Raw genomic sequence first — 16699 nt, forward strand, 5'->3', positions numbered from 1 at the left:
GGATTCGCCAGTCTCGCCGTGGGCTCACGCGCCCTGCATACGCTCCGCCTGTTCGCCGGCGATGTCCAGGAAGGTTTGCGGCAGCTCACCTTTCGCCGCGATGTCCGGATTCGGGGTGGGGAACGCGATACCGAACACGGCCATGCTGCCGACGTTCTCGAAACTGAAGAAGACGCTGCTGTCGACCCCGGCCAGCGTCATCGTCTGCTGATAGACCAGCGCATCGGGACGTGGTGTCTGTAGCCGCGTGGTCGTCATGGGTATGCCCTTGTCGCCCGGGTCGAAGAAGGTCTCGAATCGGGCGCACCGGTCGGCGGCGGCCTGCAGGCGGTCGAGATCGAGGTTCCAGGTGAGCACCGTCATCGCGAGCCGCGCACCGTCGAAGGACACCGTGTACTTGCCGGCGCTGCCGGGTCCGCGTTGCGCATTGTCCTCGATCACCCGCGTCAGCGCGTCCGAGCACCCCGCCGGCCGGGTCAGCATGGCCGGCGGGCGGTCCGATCCACCCGACGCCCTCGGATCGTCGACGATGCGGTCGTAGCGGGCGCCGGGCGGTACGTCGGCCGCGGTGAGCAGGACCTTGTCCAGTTTCGCGCCCGGCCACGTCGGCGACCCGGACACCGTGGTCGAACAGCCGGCGAGCAGCGTGGCGGCGGCGAGCGCGGTGGCGCACATCGATCTCACCGGCATGAGTATCCGCCGTCGATGGGCAGCGAGACACCGGTGATCATCGAGGCGTCGTCGCTGAGCAGGAAGGCGATCGGCCCGGCGATCTCGTCCTCGGTCGCCCAGCGCCCCAGCGGCATCTGCTCGAGGAACGGCGGGCCGACGTCGGGGCGACCCCAGTGCGACGCGGACATCTCGGTCATCACCACCGTCGGGTTGACGCTGTTGACCCGGATGCCGTGACGACCCAGCTCGAGCGCGGCGACGCGGGTGATGTTGTCCAGCGCGGCTTTCGAGGATCCGTAGGAGATGTGGCCGGGCAGCGCCACCAGGGCGGCCTGACTCGACACGTTGACGATCGACCCGCCGCGACCGGCGGCGATCATGCGCGGCGCCACATGCTTGATCACCAGCAGGGCGCCGCGGGCGTTGATGCTCATGGCCGTGTCGAACACGGAGATGTCGGTGTCCTGCGGCGTCGCGATCTCGCCCCCGAAGCCGCCGCAGTTCACCACGCCCCACAGGTCCAGGTCATCGACCGCGGCGCGGATCTCTTCTTCAGAGGTGAGGTCGAACGGGAGCGGGTGGGCTCCGGTCTCCGCGGCCAGCCGGTTGAGCGTCTCGACGTCGCGTCCGCCCGCATACACCCGCGCCCCGCCGCCGACCAGGCGGCGGACGGTCGCCGCCCCGATTCCACCGCTCGCCCCCGTCACCAATACGCCGCGTCCGGTGAAGTCGCCCATGCCTCACTCTATGTCGCCGGTGTCACTAGCATTCTGCTCGTGGCGGACGACGGCACCCTGGTTCTCGAAGCGGACGCGCTGCTGCTCGACTGCGACGGCGTGCTGGTCGACTCCCACGATGCGGCGGCGGTGGCGTGGAACGCCTGGGCGCAGCGGTGGGCGCCGGGCTTCGACTTCCACCGCGATATCGAACACGGTCGGCGCATCCGCGATGTGGTGGCCGAATTGATCGGTGGCACAGGTGATCTCGATGAGGCGGTCGCTGACCTCGTCCAGCGCGAGGTGGAGCACGCGGGCGACGTCGTCGAGGTCGCCGGGGCCCGCGAGCTGCTGGCCTCGCTGCCACCCGGGCGCTGGGCGGTGGTCACCTCCGGCGGCCGCGCGATCGCCACCGCGCGGATGTCCTCGGCCGGCCTGGCCCCGGCGCAGGTCCTGGTGACCGGCGAGGACGTCGAGAACGGCAAACCGTCTCCCGACCCCTACCTGCTGGCCGCACAGCGCCTCGGCGTGCCGCCCGGGCGGTGCGCGGTGTTCGAGGACGCACCCGCGGGCGTCGCCGCCGCGCACGCGGCCGGTGTCATGACCGTGGTCGGCGTCGGCGCGCTGGCGGCCACGACCGCGGTCACGGCCGTCGTCGAGGACCTGCGCGGCGTCCGGTTCGACGGACGCCGGCTGTCCATCCCCCGCTAGCAGCTCGACTTGTAGGCCGCCGCGCCGCCGTCGCCGTCGAGATTCTCCGGCGTGATGATCGTGAACCCGGTCTGGACGTTTTTGGTGTTCTGACCACCCTCCAGTGCGGTGACCGCCTCGTCGACGCCGAACCGGCCGATCGTGCCGGGCTCCTGCGCGACGAGCGCCTGCACGGTGCCCTGACGTAGCGCCTCGATCTGGTTGGGTCCGGCGTCGAAGCCCACGACCTGCACCTGGCCGCTCTTGCCCGCCTGCCGGATACCCGTCGCGGAGCCTTCGGCCGAGAAGAGGTTGGTGGCGAACACCCCGACCAGGTCCGGATCCTTCTGCAGCTGCGCGCCGATCAGCTGCGCGGCGGTGGCCGGGTCGTTGTGGCTGTACTGCACGCCGACATAGGTGAACGTGCCGTCCTCTTTGACCGCGTCCTCGAAACCCTTCGCCCGGGCGTCGGTGGTGGAGACGCCCGGATCGATGTTCATCACCATGACCTTGCCGCCCTCGGGGCGCAGCGCCTTGATGGCCTCGAAGGCCGCGCGGCCGCCGCCCTCGTTGTCGCTGGCGATGGCCGACACCGCATACGACGGATCCTCGGTGGTGGTGTCGACGAGCACCACCTTGATGCCCGCAGCCGCCGCCTGTTCGAGGGGCTGCTGCATGGCCTGCACGTCGGTCGGGGCCACCAGGATCGCGTCGGGTCGCCCGGCCACGATCGAGTCGAGGATCGGCTTCTGCAGTGTCGGGTCGAACTTCTGGGGGCCCTGCGTGTCGAGCGTCACGCCCAGTTTCGCCGCCTCCTCCTGCGCCCCGCACTGCATGGTGATGTAGAACTGGTCGCCGGTGACGCCCTGCAGCAGCTGGATGTTGTAGTCCTTGCTGGCCTTGGCCGGCGCGGTCACCGTGGTCGCCGCCGCGGCGGGGGCCGATCCGCCGGTCTCCTCCCCCGAGCCCGACGACTGCGGTTTGGACGACGTACAGCCCGGGAGGGCCAACACGACCACTCCCAGGGCTCCGGCGACCAGCTTCACGCGCTTACCGTTCACTGGCGTTCCTTTCGTTGGGTTTTCTTCGGTGGAGGAAGCTGCGGGATCGGGTACCGCGCAGCGCCGCGGCGCGGCGGGACTGGTCGACGTACACGGCGGCGATCAGGACGGAGCCGACCGCGACGCCCTGCCAGAACGGCTGCACGCCGATGATCACGAACCCGGACTGCAGTACAGCGGGGATGAACAGGCCGACGACGGTGCCGAAAATCGTGCCCTCACCGCCGAAGATCGAGGTGCCGCCGATGACGACCGCGGCGATGACGTTGAGGTTGGTCAGCGACTGGCCGGCGATCGTGGTGGTCCCGAACTGCGCCAGCGACAGGATCGCGCCGACGCCGGCGAGGGTGCCGGCGAGCGCGTAGACCAGCACCAGGTGGCGGGTCACCTTGATCCCGGCGCGGCGGGCCGCCTCCTCACTGCTGCCGACCGCGTAGGTGTAGCGGCCGAACCTGGTCTTGTGCAGGAGGATCGCGCCGAGCACGATGACGATCAGTGCCACGAAGGGCAGACCGGGGATGCCGAGGACTTTCGTGTAGGCGCTGAAATCGGTCAGTTCCGCGGGGACCGAACGGATGTCGATACCCCCGGTCAGCACCTGGGCGAGACCGAGCGCGACCGAGAGCGTGCCGAGCGTGACGATCAGTGGCGGCACCTTGGCCCTGGCCACCAGCACCCCGTTGATCGTGCCCCACGCCATACCGCTCACGATCGCGGTCACCATTCCCACGGCGGCCACCGTGGGCCCGGTGCCGCCCATGGACTCCATCACCTTCGCCGCCACCACGGAGGCGAACACCAGGACCGACCCGACCGACAGGTCGATGCCCGCGGTGATGATCACGAACGTCATGCCGACGCCGATCACCGCCCAGACCGCCACGTTCTGGCTGATGAGCGAGAAGTTGCCGGTGGAGAGGAAGCGATCCCCGGCCAGGACGGAGAAGACCAGGCAGATGACGATGAGGACGCCGAGGATCCAGAACGCCTGCAGGCCCAGCACGCGCCGCAGCAGCGAGGGCGGGGATCCGCCCGGGTCGGCACCGCCGCCGACGATGGCCGACTGATCCGCCACTGTGCTCATGCGGCGCCCTCCCTGCCGTCGAGCGCACCCGTCATCGCGCCCACCAGCGTCTCGACGGTGGTGTCGCCGGCGGTGAACGTGGCGACCCGCCGGCCCAGACGCAGCACCTGGATACGGTCGCAGACCTGGAGGACGTGCGGCATGGAGTGGCTGATGAAGACGACCGCGATTCCCTTGTCACGCACCCGCTTCACCGACTCCAGCACGTTGTTGGTCTGGACGACGCCCAGCGCGGCGGTGGGCTCGTCGAGGATGAGCACGTTGCGCGCCCACGCCATCGCCCTGGCGATCGCGATGCCCTGACGCTGGCCACCCGACATCGTGCCGACCGGTGAGCTCAGCGACCGGACCGTGGCCCCGATCTCGGTGAAGGATTCGGCCGCGCGTCTGCGCATTTGTTTCTCGTCCATGAATCCGAGCCTGCCGAGCACACCTTTGCGCATCAGCTCGCGGCCCATGAACACGTTCTGGACGGGGTTCAGGTGGGGGGCCAACGCCAGATCCTGGTAGACGACCTCGATGCCCAGGTCCTCGGCGTCGCGCGGGCCGGACAGGCGTACCGGCCTGCCGTCGATGCGGATCTCACCGGCGTCGAGATCGAGGTTGCCCGACAGCGCCTTGATCAGAGTGGACTTGCCTGCCCCGTTGTCGCCGATCAGCCCGACCACCTCACCGGCGCCGACATCGAAGTCGGCGCCGTCGAGCGCCCGGACGTGACCGAAGCTGCGGGACAGTCCCCGCGCTTCGAGAAGAGCTGTCATACAACGCCTTCCGGGTTCGGCGGCCAGGTGGAACCGGGCCGGCAGACGAGTAACCTGAGGTCGCCGTCGACCCCCCAGGGGCCCGACGCGGCGGGGACGACGAGGGTCTGCCCGCGGGTCAGGGTGAGCCGGTCGCCCTGGCCGTCGGTGAGCGCGCCGGACCCCGAGAGCACCACCGCGACGGCGAAGCCCGCACCGACATCGGCGCCCGGCGCCAGCAGGTCCATCCGGAAGAAGGGGACGGCGTCGTCGGGCAGCACGGCCACCAGACCGTCGCTGTCGGCCGTGTGTCGCGTGAGGGCGCCGACGTCCCCGATGGCCGCTCCGTGCACCACCGACAGCGCGATCTCCCGGTCGAGGCCCAGGAAGGCCTCCTCGTCGGAGGCGGTGGTGTTGGTGCGCTCCAACAGGATCGACTGATCGACGGGCTCCTGCGCCTCGACCAGGAAGACCCCGGCGCCGATGGCATGCGGGGTGCCGCCGGGCACCAGTACGCCGTCACCGGGCCGGACCGGGATGCGGTGCATCAGGGCCAGCATCGCCTCGGCATCCTGGTCGTCGACCAGCCGCGAGAGCATGGCGGGGTCGACGTCCTCGCGCCAGCCGACCCACACCGCGGCGTCACCCTCGGCCGCCAGGATGTACCAGGCCTCGGTCTTCCCGTACGCGCAGCCGAGGTGGCGGCAGGCATAGGAGCGGGTGGGGTGCACGTGGACGGGCAGGCGTTGGCCCGCGTCGAGCAGTTTGACCAGCACCCCGGTGTCGCCCGGCTCCCCGTCGTCGCGCCCCAGCCAGCCCACCGGGTCGGCGGACACCGCGTCGCGTAGCAGCCCGCCGCCGGCGAGCCGGGCGGGGCCGAGCCCGGGCTCCCCGAACCGCGACACCGTGGCGCCCACCCACTCCTCGGGCGAGCGGTTGCCGACCGGTTCCAGGCCCCGCCAGGCGCTCAGGGCCGGCCCGCCGGCGTACCAGTGCGGCACCACGTTCGGGGGCAGGATCTGAGCGTGTGCGGCGATGGCTTCTCTCCTCGGTGTCCTGCATCACAGTCGGCGGCCGTGTGCCGGACAGTACGCCGACTTCGGTCGTATGTCACCGGTGTCAGAAATTTCGGCCGTTTCCGGCCTGACATCGGTGACATACTGGGCGCTCAACCGAGCGGGAGGGGTCGTCGATGGCAACGATGCGCGACGTCGCCGACCGGGCAGGCGTGAGCGCGAAGACCGTGTCCCGGGTCGTCAACAACGACCGGTACGTCTCGGCCGACGTCCGCAGGCGGGTCGAGCGCGCCATCGAGGACCTGCACTACGTGCCCAATATGCTGGCGGTCAGCTTCCGGTCCGGGCGGGACCCGGCGATCGGTGTCGCGGTGCCCGGCGTGGCCGACCCGTTCTTCGCCGAGATCATCGAGGCCGTCGAGCGCGAGGCCAGCAGACGCGGCGTCGCGGTCATCGTCACCGGGGTCGGCTGGGAGCCCAGCCACGAGCAGCGGTCCATCGAAGCGGTGCTCAAACGTCGCGTCGCGGGCATGATCATCTGTCCGGTCGGGGACGACATGTCCTACCTACGACCCTGGCAGGAGCGCACGCCGCTGGTCTTCGTCGACCGCGAACCCGGACGCCTGCGCGCGGACTCCGTCGTCCAGGACGACGTGGGTGGGGGCAGACAGGCCACCGCACACCTCATCGCACACGGGCACCGCAGCATCGCCTTCGTCGGCGACGACACCTGGACCGGACGGCGCCGGCTCACCGGCTGGCGGACGGCCCTCGACGAGGCGGGGCTACCTGCGCGCGACGACCTCGTGCATCTGGGCGACGTCGACGCGGATGCGGTCACCCCGGCGCTGCGGCGGATGCTGGCCGCACCGGATCCGCCCACGGCGGTGTTCTCGTCGAACGCCCGCGCCACGGTCGCGCTGGTGACCGCGCTGCAGACCGCACGGCGACGCGACGTCGGCCTGGTCGGATTCGGCGACTTCCCGACCGCCGCCGCGCTGCGCCCCGCGGTCACGGTGATCCACCAGGACGGCGACGCCATGGGCCGCATCGCCGTCGACCGCCTCTTCGCGCGGCTCGATCAGCCGGCCCGGCGGATGCGTCGCCGCGAGGTGCTTCCGGTGTCCCTGGTCACCCGCACATCGTGTGCGTTCAACGGCCGGCGACTGCGCGCGGGACACGGCGAGCCGGCGGCCGCGCTCACCGCGACGTCGTGATCGTCGGCCGGCTCGGCGGACCGTGCGCGATCAGCGAACCCACCGCGTCGACGTCGAGATGCGCCGCCAGCAGATCGGCCATCACGTCCAGCTGCGCGTCCCGCCGCGCCGGCACGTCCACGTCGTCGGCGACCACGAACCCGGGACGGCCCGCGGCCGCGGCGGCCTCGGTCAGCCACTCCCGGCGCAGCGCGTCGTTGTCCATCAGCCCATGCCAATGGGTGCCGAACACGGTGCCGCACCGCACCCCCACACCCGCCCAGTCGGTCTCCGCGCAGCGGGTCACCTGCCCGTGGTGGATCTCGTAGCCGTGCAGCGGTGAATCCCAGTGCCGCAACGTCTTCGACGCGACGAACGTGATGTCGGCGTCCAGCAGACCGAGTCCCGGAATCCGACCGGCGCGGGATTCGACGGTGTCCTCGATGTGGCGGCAGAGCATCTGGAAGCCGCCGCAGACCCCGAGCACCGGCCGTCCGGCACCGGCGTGGGCGACCACGGCGTCGGCCAGACCCCGGTCGCGCAGCCACTCTAGATCGGCGACGGTCGCCTTGGTCCCCGGCAGCACGACCACGTCGGCGTCGGCCACGCCCGCGGGGTCGCTCACCCAGCGCACCGCCACGCCCGGTTCACACGCCAGCGCCTCGACGTCGGTGGAGTTGGAGATGCGCGGCAGGCGCACCGCGGCCACGGTGAGTCCCTCGGCCCCCCGCGGCGGTGCGGGTCGGCCGACGACACCGCCCGCCTGCACCGACACCGAGTCCTCGGCGTCCAGCCACAGGTGCTCGCTGTAGGGCACGACGCCGTAGGTCGGCCTGCCGGTCAGCTCGTGCAGCTGGTCGAGCCCGGGCGCGAGCAGCGCCGGATCGCCGCGGAATTTGTTCACCACGAACCCCGCGATCAGTGCCTGGTCGGCGGGCTCGAGGACCGCGACCGTGCCGAACAGGTGGGCCAACACTCCCCCACGGTCGATGTCGCCGACCACGATCACCGGCAGATCCGCCCGGCGCGCCAACCCCATGTTGGCCAGATCGGTGGCCCGCAGGTTGATCTCGGCCGGTGATCCCGCGCCCTCGCACAGGACGACGTCGAAGTCGGCGCGCAGGGCGGCCAACTCGGCGGCCACCACGTCGGCGAGGTGGTCGCGATGCTTGATGTAATCGGCGGCGGCCACCGACCCGGTCACCTGCCCCCGCACGACCAGCTGCGAGGTGCGGTCGCTGCCGGGTTTGAGCAGTACCGGGTTGAACCTGATGCTCGGCGCCAGCCCGGCCGCACGGGCCTGCATCGCCTGCGCGCGGCCGATCTCGCCGCCCTCGACGGTGACCGCGGAGTTGTTGGACATGTTCTGCGCCTTGAACGGCGCCACCCGCACCCCGTCGCGGGCCAGCAGCCGGCACAGCCCGGCCACCACCATGGACTTCCCGGCGTCCGACGTGGTGCCGGCGACCAGCAGGGCGCCGGCGGTCACAGCTGGGTCAGGATCTCCGCGCCCGCGTCCGTCACCACCAGGGTGTGTTCGAACTGTGCGGTCCACTTCTTGTCGACGGTGGCGACCGTCCAGCCGTCATCCCAGATCTCGTAATCGAGCGACCCGAGGTTGATCATCGGTTCGATCGTGAACGTCATCCCGGGTTCGATGATGGTCTCGGACGCGAGCTGGTCGGCGGGCGAATCGTAGTGCAGCACCACCAGACCGTTGTGGAAGGTGGTGCCGATCCCATGGCCGGTGAAGTCCCGAACCACGTTGTAGCCGAACCGGTGTGCATAGGCCTCGATGACCCGGCCGATCACCGAGAGCGCACGGCCCGGTTTGACGGCCTTGATCGCGCGCATCGTCGCCTCGTGCGTGCGCTCCACGAGTAGCCGATGCTCCTCGGAGACATCGCCGGCCAGGAAGGTGGCGTTGGTGTCGCCGTGCACACCGTCGATGTAGGCCGTGACGTCGATGTTCACGATGTCGCCGTCCTGGATGACCGTCGAGTCGGGGATGCCGTGACAGATCACCTCGTTGAGCGAGGTGCAGCACGACTTGGGAAAGCCCTTGTAGCCCAGGGTCGAGGGATACGCACCGTGGTCGACCATGTACTCGTGGGCCACCCGGTCCAGCTGATCGGTCGTGACGCCCGGTGCGACGGCTTTACCCGCTTCGGCCAGCGCACCGGCCGCGATCCGGCCGGCCACCCGCATCTTCTCGATCACCTCGGGGGTCTGCACCCACGGCTCGTGGCCCTCGACGGCCGTCGGCCGCCAGGCGTACTCGGGCCGTGCGATGGACTTGGGCACCGGCAGGGTCGGGGAGAGCTCGCCGGGGCGCAGTGCGGTACGAACGGTCACCCTGTCAGGGTAATCGTCACTCGACCCGCAGCGACGCCAGCGCGTCGCGTACCCGCTGGGGTAGCGATCCGCCGTGGCGCAGCCAGTCGTCGAGGGCGATCCGCACCGCGGCCATCGCCAGCGCACCGATGAGGCGCGGGCGCGGATCATCCGGCCCCGCACCGGGCAGTCGCGGCGCCACCAGATCGGCGATCGCATTCTCGTAGCCGACGTAGACCTGCAGCGTCCACGCACTGAGCACCGGCGATTGGCGAGTCATGGCGGCCAGCTCGCGCACCTGCTCGCTGATCGCGTCGAATCCGTCGCCCAGCCCCTGGAACGCGGCGAGCACGGCGTCGCGCGCCGAGAGCCCGGGTGGCTGCCGCGCGACTTCGGCGGTGATCACGTCCAGCCAGTGCCTGGTCATACCGTCGGCGACGGCGGCTTCCTTCGAGCTGAAGTACCGAAAGAACGTCGCCCGACCGACGTCGGCGTCCGCGGCGATCCGGTCGACGGTCGTCGCACCCAGACCGCCGGCTGCGACCAGCCGAGCCGCCGAGGCCGCGATGCGGTCCCGGGTGGCCTGGCGTTTGCGCACCTGCAGTGCGGTCGGATCGGACATTTCAGCTATGAGACTACGTCTCGAATGAGACTATGTCTCGTATGACGGTTCAGCATGCGCCGGAGTCGTTGGCGGCCTGGCAGTTCGTCCAGCAGATGCTCGGCGACCTCACCCAGACGGTCCTCGACGACGCCCAGGACGAACAGGAGGTGCTCGCCGGATTGCGGATGGTTTCGCGGGTGGGCGCGCTGTGCTCGGAACTCACGGTCGAAGCCGATCCGGAGGTGCCGTGGTTCTTCGACATGTGCTCACCGACCAGGCTGGTCGGCGGCCCGAACCCGGACGGCAACTACTTCCTGGCGATGATCCGCGGGGACCGCCGCTACCGGGTCACCGGACAGCGCGGCACCACGGCCTACCTGGGGTTCCAGGTGCTCGCCGGAACCGGGATGACGCCGCGCCGGATGGCCGCCTACCTCAGCGACACCGATCTGCACCTCGACGGCGAGGACTTCGCCGTGGTCTTCGCCGCCGACGAGCCGGCGGCCGCCGAACTCGACGGCGCCCAGTGGGTCGCCATCCCCGCCGATGCGTCGTCGATCGTCGTACGCGAGTACATCGGCGATGCGGCCACCGAACGCCCCGCGAACCTGTCCATCGCAGCGCTCGACCCGCCGCCGCCCCGGGCGCCGACCGATTCCGAGGTGGCCGAGCAGTTCACCGCGATGGCCTGGACGATGTTCAAACTGGCGACGCTGCACCGCACCATCAAGCCGGAATTGCTCACCGAGCCCAACGTGCTGCACACCGCGCAGGCGGCCGACCTCGGCGCGGCCGACACCACACCGGACAACCTGTACATGCTCGGCTCGTTCGCGCTCGAACCCGGCCAATCGCTGGTCCTCGAGATCGATCCACCCGACACCCGCTATTGGAACGTCACGCTGGAGAACATCTGGCACGAGTGCATCGAACCCCGCCGCCGGCACAGTTCGGTCACCGCCGCCGCAGTGTTGCCCGATGCCGACGGCCGGATCCGGCTGGCCATCGGCGCAACGGATCACGGGCATGGCCACTGGCTCGATACCGGCGGCTTCGGTCGGGGGTTCGTGGTGTTGCGCTGGCTGGACAACCCCGCTCCACCGCGCGTCGACGTCAGCGTGCGCCGGTGAACCCGGACCGCTTCAACCCGGACGTTCTCGTCGAGCAGGTCTGCGAGAGCGCCGGTAGCGACGATTTCGGACCGCCCGACGGCTGGCGGGCAAATCTGGATCGACTCGTCGACGGGTTGCGCCACGACGCGCAGCTGTCCGAACTCGGCACCGAGATCGCCGTGCTCGACATCGTCGGCCCGCTGACCAATCGGCTGCGAATCATGCAGTGGCGCAAGCAGTGTCCGGAGGTCGCGCAGGCGCCGATCGAGCGGCCCATCTTCATCGTCGGTCAGCCCCGCACCGGCACCACGATCCTGTTCGACGTGCTGGCCCAGGACCCGGATCTCCGGCCGCCACTGACCTGGGAGGTCGACGCGCCGTGGCCGGTGCCACAGCCCGACACCTACGCCACCGACCCGCGGATCGCCCAGATCCAGGCCAATATCGACATGTCCGAACAGCTGGTCCCCGGTCTCCTGGCCCGGCACCCGATGGGGGCCCTGGTCGGCCAGGAGTGCGTGCGCATCACCGCGGCGCACTTCTGCAGCATGATCTTCCCGGTGCAGTACCGGCTTCCGGGCTACGGCCGGTGGCTGCTGTACGACGCCGACCATCGCGATGCTTACCGATACCATCGAATCTTCCTGCAACACTTGCAATCCGGCGTCGGTGGTCAATGGCTACTCAAGTCGCCGGCCCATCTCTGGCAACTCGACACGCTGGTCGCCGAATATCCCGACGCACTCATCGTGCAGACCCACCGAGACCCGCTCAACGTCATCTCGTCCATCGCCGGGCTGACCCACCACCTGCGCCGGTTGGCGTCGGACCACAGTGACATCGGCGAATGCGCACGGCAGTCGTGCGAGGAGATCGTCGTGGGACTGCGCCGCAGCATGGCGGTGCGCCGATCCGGTGTCCTGCAGCCGGGGCAGGTGGTCGATGTCCACTTCGGCGACTTCGTCCGCGATCCGATCGCGACGGTGCGCACGCTCTACACCGCGCTCGGACGGGACCTGACGCCGCTGGCCGAGGAACGGATGCGCGCCCATCTGGCCGCCCATCCCGGTGACGTCGGTGGCGTCGGCTACACGTGGTCCGACACCGGTCTGGACGCCGGTGCGGTGCGCGAGCAGGTCGCCGATTATCAGGCCGCCTTCCAGGTTCCGAGCGAGGCGCTACGCTGAGCGGCCTTTGAGCGACCCTGAGCACCGGCTGACGTCAGCCCCGCTCGCCCAGGATCCGCGGCCGGCGCAACCATCCGGTCTGCGGACCGCGGACGTCGACCGAACCCCAGACCACCTTTCCGGTGAGCACGACATGGGGGCGACCCTCGCCCGGCGCGTCCCTGCGATGGTCGGTCGCGCTGCCGACGACCACCTCGACGTCGTCGAGCGAGGCGCTCGCGCCGTCGGGCAGCCGCAGGTTCAGCCCGCCGAACATGAGGTCCAGCTCGATCACCACGATAGGCCCGGCGAATCGCGCCCGGGTCAGGTCCAGATCGATGGAGCCCATCCGGCGGTGCAGCGCCAGCCGCGTCGGAACCGTCCACTCCCCCTGGCGTTTCAGCGAGCCGAGGACGCCGCGCAATTCGACCCGGTCGGTCGCCGAGGTGACGATGGCGCCGGGTCCGGGGAGGTCTTCGACGAGCGCGTCGAGATCCGCACGCATCCGCGCCTGCGACACCCGCGCCGAGCGTTCACCGAACTCGTCGATGTCGAGCAGGCCCAGCGCGACCGCGTTGTGCAGCCGCCGCAGGGTCCCGTTGCGATCCGCGTCGGAGATGCGCATCGGCGTGGGGTCGCCATTGTCGGCCGGGGTCGTCATAGCCACCCCAGGTTACTCAGGTCAGGTAACCGTCCGGCAGACCCTCGAGCATGCCTTTGAGCATCCGCACCGCGTATTCCGAACTGCCACCGCCCACGATCAGCGCCGCGAAGGCCAGGTCCCCGCGGTAGCCGGCGAACCAGGAGTGCGAGCCGCCGGCGAACTCCGCCTCGCCGGTCTTCCCCCGCACGTCGCCCGCGCCCGCCAGATCGTCGGCCGTGCCGTTGGTGACCACCAGGCGCATCATCGGCCGCAGACCATCCACCATCTTCGGCGAGATCGGAGTGCGATCTCCGGTGACGACGGTCTGCCTGCCCTCGATCAGCTGCGGCACCGGCGTGTGTCCGGCCGCCACCGTCGCGGCCACCAGGGCCATCCCGAACGGACTGACCAGCACCTTTCCCTGGCCGAATCCGTCCTCGGTGCGTTCGGCGAGATTGACCGTCGGCGGCACCGAGCCGGACACCGTGTTGATGCCTTCGACGCGATAGTCCGGGCCGAGACCGTACTGGGCGGCCGCGGCCGTCAGCCCGCGTGGCGGCATCCGGCTGGCCAGTTCGGCGAAGGTGGTGTTGCACGAGCTGGCGAAGGCCCGCGACATCGGGACGGTACCGAGATCGAACCCGCCGTAATTGGGCACGGTGCGGTGGCCGATGTCCAAGTGGCCGGGGCATCCGAGAAGTGTGTTGGGCGTTGCCATATCGCGCTCGATAGCCGCGCCCGCCGTGACGATCTTGAAGGTCGAGCCGGGCGGATAAAGGCCCATCGTGGCCAGCGGACCGTCCCGGTCGGCCGCGGGATTCTGTGCGACAGCGAGTATTTCACCGGTCGAGGGTTTGATCGCCACGATCATCGCCTGTTTGTCGGTGAAGTTCACCGAGTTCTGGGCGGCGTTCTGCACCTGACGGTCCAGGCTTATCGTGATCGACGGGGCCGGATCGCCCGACACCTCGTTGAGCACGTCGACGTCCACGCCGTTCTGGTTGACCGTCACCACCCGCCAGCCAGCACGGCCGTCGAGTTCGTCGGAGACCTCCTGTTTGATCTGGTTGATGATCGCGGGGGCGAACCGGTCGTCGGTGGGTTGCATGGCCGGCTGCGGGGTGATGACGACCCCCGGTCGCTGCTGCAGCACACCGGCGACCCGGTCGTGATCGGCCTGACGCAAGGTGATGAGACTCATCGGCCCATCGGTCGAACTGGCCTGTTCGGCCAACCGCTGCGCATCGAATCCGGGATCGAAGGGACGCAGCGCGTCGGCCACGGCGCGGGCGGTGGCCATCAGCTCGCCTCCGGCGGCCTTGGCGTCGAGCTGGAAGTGGTACAGGAACCCCGGAATCAGCACACTGGTGCCGCCCCGCTCGTTGACCGACGCCCGTGGCGGCGGGTCGGCGCGCAGCGCGAACTTCTGATTCTCACCCAGTCGAGGGTGCAAATTCGTTGCGCCCCAACGAACTTCCCACCGGCCCTCGTCGCGAACCATGTTCAGCTGACCGTCGTAGGTCCACAGCCGGTCTTTGGGCAGGTGCCAGGTGTACCGGTAGGTGATGCTGCCGGTGTCCTCGGTGTACTTCGAGCCGAGGATCTGGGTGTCGAGGTGGGTGGCCTGCAGACCCGCCCAGGCCTCGTTGAGCGCTGCACGCGCGTCAGCGGGCCGGTCGGCGAGTTCGGCCGCCGCGCCGGTGTCCCCGGTCGACAGGGCGGCGAAGAATTCCTCGGCCGCCGGTTCGGGTCCGTTCGGTTTGGGCGTACAGCCGGACAGGGCCAGGCTGCTCGCGACGGTCACCACCGTGAGCAATCCGGTGACCCGTGTTGCTGCTGTGATTCGAGTTGCCATTGAGGCTGATGTTAGGAGTGTGGTTCGGAATTCCGGGGAGGCGCACCGAGACGCTTTCGTTATCGCGCGGTCGTCGCCGGTCGCGTGGCCCCCATCGCCTCACGGTCGACCGAACGCCTCGGCGAGCCGTTCACCGGCGTAGGTCATCGCCTCGGCCGCGCACGGGTAGATCTCGGTGAGCCCGAAGAAGCCGTGCACCATGCCCGGCCCGACATGACGGCCCACCGGCACCCCGGCCGCTTCGAGCGCCGCCGCATACAGCTCGCCTTGCGGGCGGATGGGGTCGCATTCGGCGAGCACCATCGTGGTCTCGGGCAGACCGGCCACATCGGCGCCGAGGAGGTCGACGCGCGGGTCGCCCGCTTGGGCGGGATCGGCCAGATAGTTGTCTTGATGCCACTGCAGTTCGTCGCGCTCCAGGACGACCCCGTCGTAGGCGGGGTCGATACCGCGGGTCAGATCCGTGGTGGTGACGGGATAGACGAGCAGTTGGTGGCGCAGCGGGACCGAACCGGCGTCGCGGACCTGCAGCGCGGCCGCGGCGGCGAGATTTCCCCCCGCGCTGTCACCGGCCACGGCGAGGCGACGGTGGTCGACCCCGAGCCCGGACGCCGGGTCACCGGCCCAGGCCAGTGCGTCCACGGCGTCGTCGACCGCCGTCGGAAACCTCGCCTCGGGCCCCCGGCGATAGCCCACCGAGAGCACCGCGGCCCTCGAGGCGTTCGCCAGCAACCGGGTGGTCACGTCGTGGCTGTCGATGCTGCCGAGTAGCCACCCGCCGCCGTGGAGATACACCGTCAACGGCGGCGCGGCATCCGGACCGGACAGATACAGCCGCCCGGGAATCGACCGCCCGTCGCGCGTCGGGATGGCGGTGTCGATCACGCGATGCACCGCCGGGCGGGTCAATTGGGTGCACGATTCCTCGAAGTTCTGCCGGGCCACCGACACCGAAAGCAGATGGGCGTTCGGGCGCCCGCTGGCGCGGGCGTCATCGAGAAGGCGCTGGGCGACCGGGTCGATGGGCATCAGCGGGCGGACCGGCGGCGCTCGACGAGGACGGCGTCGATCTCGGCGCGCGCCTCCTGCAGATGCGCGGTCATCGCGGTCGACGCGGCACCGGGGTCCCGGTCGCGGATCGCGGCGATGACGGCGGCGTGCCCGCGGACGGACGACTCGTGGATCAGGGCGAGGTCGTCGCGGTCGGTCCTCGAGAACGCCGCGGCGCGCAGATCCTCCACCACCTCGACGAGCAACGCGTTCCCGCTCATGCGTGCCACGGCCAGATGGAACCCCGAATCCGCGCGGCGGAACTCGTGCACATCGCCGCTGCGGGTCAGCTCGGCCTGACAGCCGTCGAGCCAGGTAACGTCCGCGGGGCTCGCGCGCTCGGCGGCCAGCGCCGCACCCATCGCCTCGACGGCCAGCCTGAGCTCGAACACGTCACCGATCCGTCGGCCGTACTCTTCGTCGTCCTGCACGCTCTCCAGCGCTGCGGCCGTCGGCGATACGACGGTTCCGCCGCGCCTGGTGATCAGCAGTCCCTCACCTTGCAGTACCCGTAGGGCCTCGCGGACGGTGACCCGCGAGACGCCCAGCCCTTCGGCCAGTGCCCGCTCGGCGGGCAACCGTTCTCCGGGTAGCAGGACACCCAGCGCGACCGCGCGCCGGACGCGGTCGACGACCGCCGCATAGGCCGGTGCGGTGTCCAGGGGGCGGAGAAGGTAATCGTCGGACATGTCGAGTGAAGGATAACGGTTTACGGACAGCCGGTCTGATGGTATGAAAATAAGACCAAGACGTATTTCCG

17 protein-coding genes are annotated in these 16699 nt (G+C 70.0%); 4 read left to right on the forward strand and 13 right to left on the reverse strand.

Annotated elements, in window-relative coordinates:
• Window positions 1-24: 24 nt before the first annotated feature.
• Both ACN27E_RS08630 and ACN27E_RS08635 read right to left on the reverse strand, forming a co-directional pair.
• Entirely contained in the window at window positions 25-675 is a 651-nt protein-coding gene (locus ACN27E_RS08630; protein ID WP_422749720.1) for a hypothetical protein, read from the reverse strand.
• A gap of 5 nt (window positions 676-680) precedes the next feature.
• Window positions 681-1409, reverse strand: coding sequence for an SDR family oxidoreductase (locus ACN27E_RS08635; RefSeq protein WP_422748247.1), 729 nt, complete (start codon window positions 1407-1409; stop codon window positions 681-683).
• A gap of 39 nt (window positions 1410-1448) precedes the next feature.
• Here ACN27E_RS08635 and ACN27E_RS08640 point away from each other — a divergent pair, with 39 nt between their 5' ends.
• The gene (locus ACN27E_RS08640) at window positions 1449-2099 is read left to right on the forward strand and encodes an HAD-IA family hydrolase (protein ID WP_422748249.1); all 651 of its coding nucleotides are present in this window, start codon (window positions 1449-1451) and stop codon (window positions 2097-2099) included.
• Here ACN27E_RS08640 and ACN27E_RS08645 read toward each other — a convergent pair.
• Genes ACN27E_RS08645 through ACN27E_RS08660 form a run of 4 tightly spaced genes read right to left on the reverse strand, consistent with a single transcriptional unit; the run spans window position 2096 to window position 5967 of the window.
• Window positions 2096-3139: an ABC transporter substrate-binding protein gene (locus ACN27E_RS08645; RefSeq protein ID WP_422748251.1), complete on the reverse strand. Its 1044-nt coding sequence runs from the start codon at window positions 3137-3139 to the stop codon at window positions 2096-2098. The two genes, ACN27E_RS08640 and ACN27E_RS08645, sit on opposite strands and share 4 nt — an antisense overlap.
• Window positions 3129-4223 (reverse strand): ABC transporter permease, encoded by a 1095-nt coding sequence (locus tag ACN27E_RS08650; RefSeq protein WP_422748253.1) that lies wholly within the window; start codon window positions 4221-4223, stop codon window positions 3129-3131. Before ACN27E_RS08650 ends, ACN27E_RS08645 begins: the two co-directional genes overlap by 11 nt.
• The gene (locus ACN27E_RS08655; protein WP_422748255.1) at window positions 4220-4984 is read right to left on the reverse strand and encodes an ATP-binding cassette domain-containing protein; all 765 of its coding nucleotides are present in this window, start codon (window positions 4982-4984) and stop codon (window positions 4220-4222) included. Before ACN27E_RS08655 ends, ACN27E_RS08650 begins: the two co-directional genes overlap by 4 nt.
• Entirely contained in the window at window positions 4981-5967 is a 987-nt protein-coding gene (locus tag ACN27E_RS08660; RefSeq protein ID WP_422748256.1) for a class I mannose-6-phosphate isomerase, read from the reverse strand. Before ACN27E_RS08660 ends, ACN27E_RS08655 begins: the two co-directional genes overlap by 4 nt.
• 188 nt (window positions 5968-6155) lie before the next feature.
• Here ACN27E_RS08660 and ACN27E_RS08665 point away from each other — a divergent pair, with 188 nt between their 5' ends.
• A complete protein-coding gene (locus ACN27E_RS08665) occupies window positions 6156-7196 on the forward strand; it encodes a LacI family DNA-binding transcriptional regulator (protein WP_422748258.1) in 1041 nt (346 codons plus the stop codon).
• On the opposite strand, the gene ACN27E_RS08670 is transcribed toward ACN27E_RS08665, so the two are convergent.
• Genes ACN27E_RS08670 through ACN27E_RS08680 form a run of 3 tightly spaced genes read right to left on the reverse strand, consistent with a single transcriptional unit; the run spans window position 7180 to window position 10131 of the window.
• Window positions 7180-8664, reverse strand: a complete 1485-nt coding sequence (locus tag ACN27E_RS08670; RefSeq protein WP_422748260.1) for a cobyric acid synthase — start codon at window positions 8662-8664, stop codon at window positions 7180-7182. The genes ACN27E_RS08665 and ACN27E_RS08670 overlap by 17 nt on opposite strands.
• Window positions 8661-9530, reverse strand: coding sequence for a type I methionyl aminopeptidase (gene map, locus ACN27E_RS08675; protein WP_422748261.1), 870 nt, complete (start codon window positions 9528-9530; stop codon window positions 8661-8663). The genes ACN27E_RS08670 and map overlap by 4 nt, the downstream gene beginning before the upstream one ends.
• 16 nt (window positions 9531-9546) lie before the next feature.
• Window positions 9547-10131 (reverse strand): TetR family transcriptional regulator, encoded by a 585-nt coding sequence (locus tag ACN27E_RS08680; RefSeq protein WP_422748263.1) that lies wholly within the window; start codon window positions 10129-10131, stop codon window positions 9547-9549.
• Between the two features lie 32 nt (window positions 10132-10163).
• Here ACN27E_RS08680 and ACN27E_RS08685 point away from each other — a divergent pair, with 32 nt between their 5' ends.
• Together ACN27E_RS08685 and ACN27E_RS08690 are read left to right on the forward strand one after the other, a co-directional pair.
• A complete protein-coding gene (locus ACN27E_RS08685; protein ID WP_422748265.1) occupies window positions 10164-11243 on the forward strand; it encodes a DUF1214 domain-containing protein in 1080 nt (359 codons plus the stop codon).
• Window positions 11240-12412, forward strand: a complete 1173-nt coding sequence (locus ACN27E_RS08690; protein WP_422748266.1) for a sulfotransferase family protein — start codon at window positions 11240-11242, stop codon at window positions 12410-12412. Before ACN27E_RS08685 ends, ACN27E_RS08690 begins: the two co-directional genes overlap by 4 nt.
• A 34-nt stretch (window positions 12413-12446) precedes the next feature.
• Here ACN27E_RS08690 and ACN27E_RS08695 read toward each other — a convergent pair whose 3' ends face one another.
• From ACN27E_RS08695 to ACN27E_RS08710, 4 genes are all read right to left on the reverse strand, one after another.
• Complete coding sequence (locus ACN27E_RS08695; RefSeq protein WP_422748268.1) at window positions 12447-13052, reverse strand: DUF1707 SHOCT-like domain-containing protein; 606 nt, start codon at window positions 13050-13052, stop codon at window positions 12447-12449.
• 16 nt (window positions 13053-13068) lie between these two features.
• Window positions 13069-14889 (reverse strand): penicillin-binding transpeptidase domain-containing protein, encoded by a 1821-nt coding sequence (locus ACN27E_RS08700; protein ID WP_422748271.1) that lies wholly within the window; start codon window positions 14887-14889, stop codon window positions 13069-13071.
• 99 nt (window positions 14890-14988) lie between these two features.
• Window positions 14989-15918: an alpha/beta hydrolase gene (locus ACN27E_RS08705; protein WP_422748273.1), complete on the reverse strand. Its 930-nt coding sequence runs from the start codon at window positions 15916-15918 to the stop codon at window positions 14989-14991.
• Window positions 15918-16628 (reverse strand): FadR/GntR family transcriptional regulator, encoded by a 711-nt coding sequence (locus ACN27E_RS08710; RefSeq protein WP_422748274.1) that lies wholly within the window; start codon window positions 16626-16628, stop codon window positions 15918-15920. Before ACN27E_RS08710 ends, ACN27E_RS08705 begins: the two co-directional genes overlap by 1 nt.
• Window positions 16629-16699: the final 71 nt, after the last annotated feature.

It is taken from the genome of Mycobacterium sp. WMMD1722, assembly GCF_049315205.1.
Lineage (GTDB): Bacteria > Actinomycetota > Actinomycetes > Mycobacteriales > Mycobacteriaceae > Mycobacterium.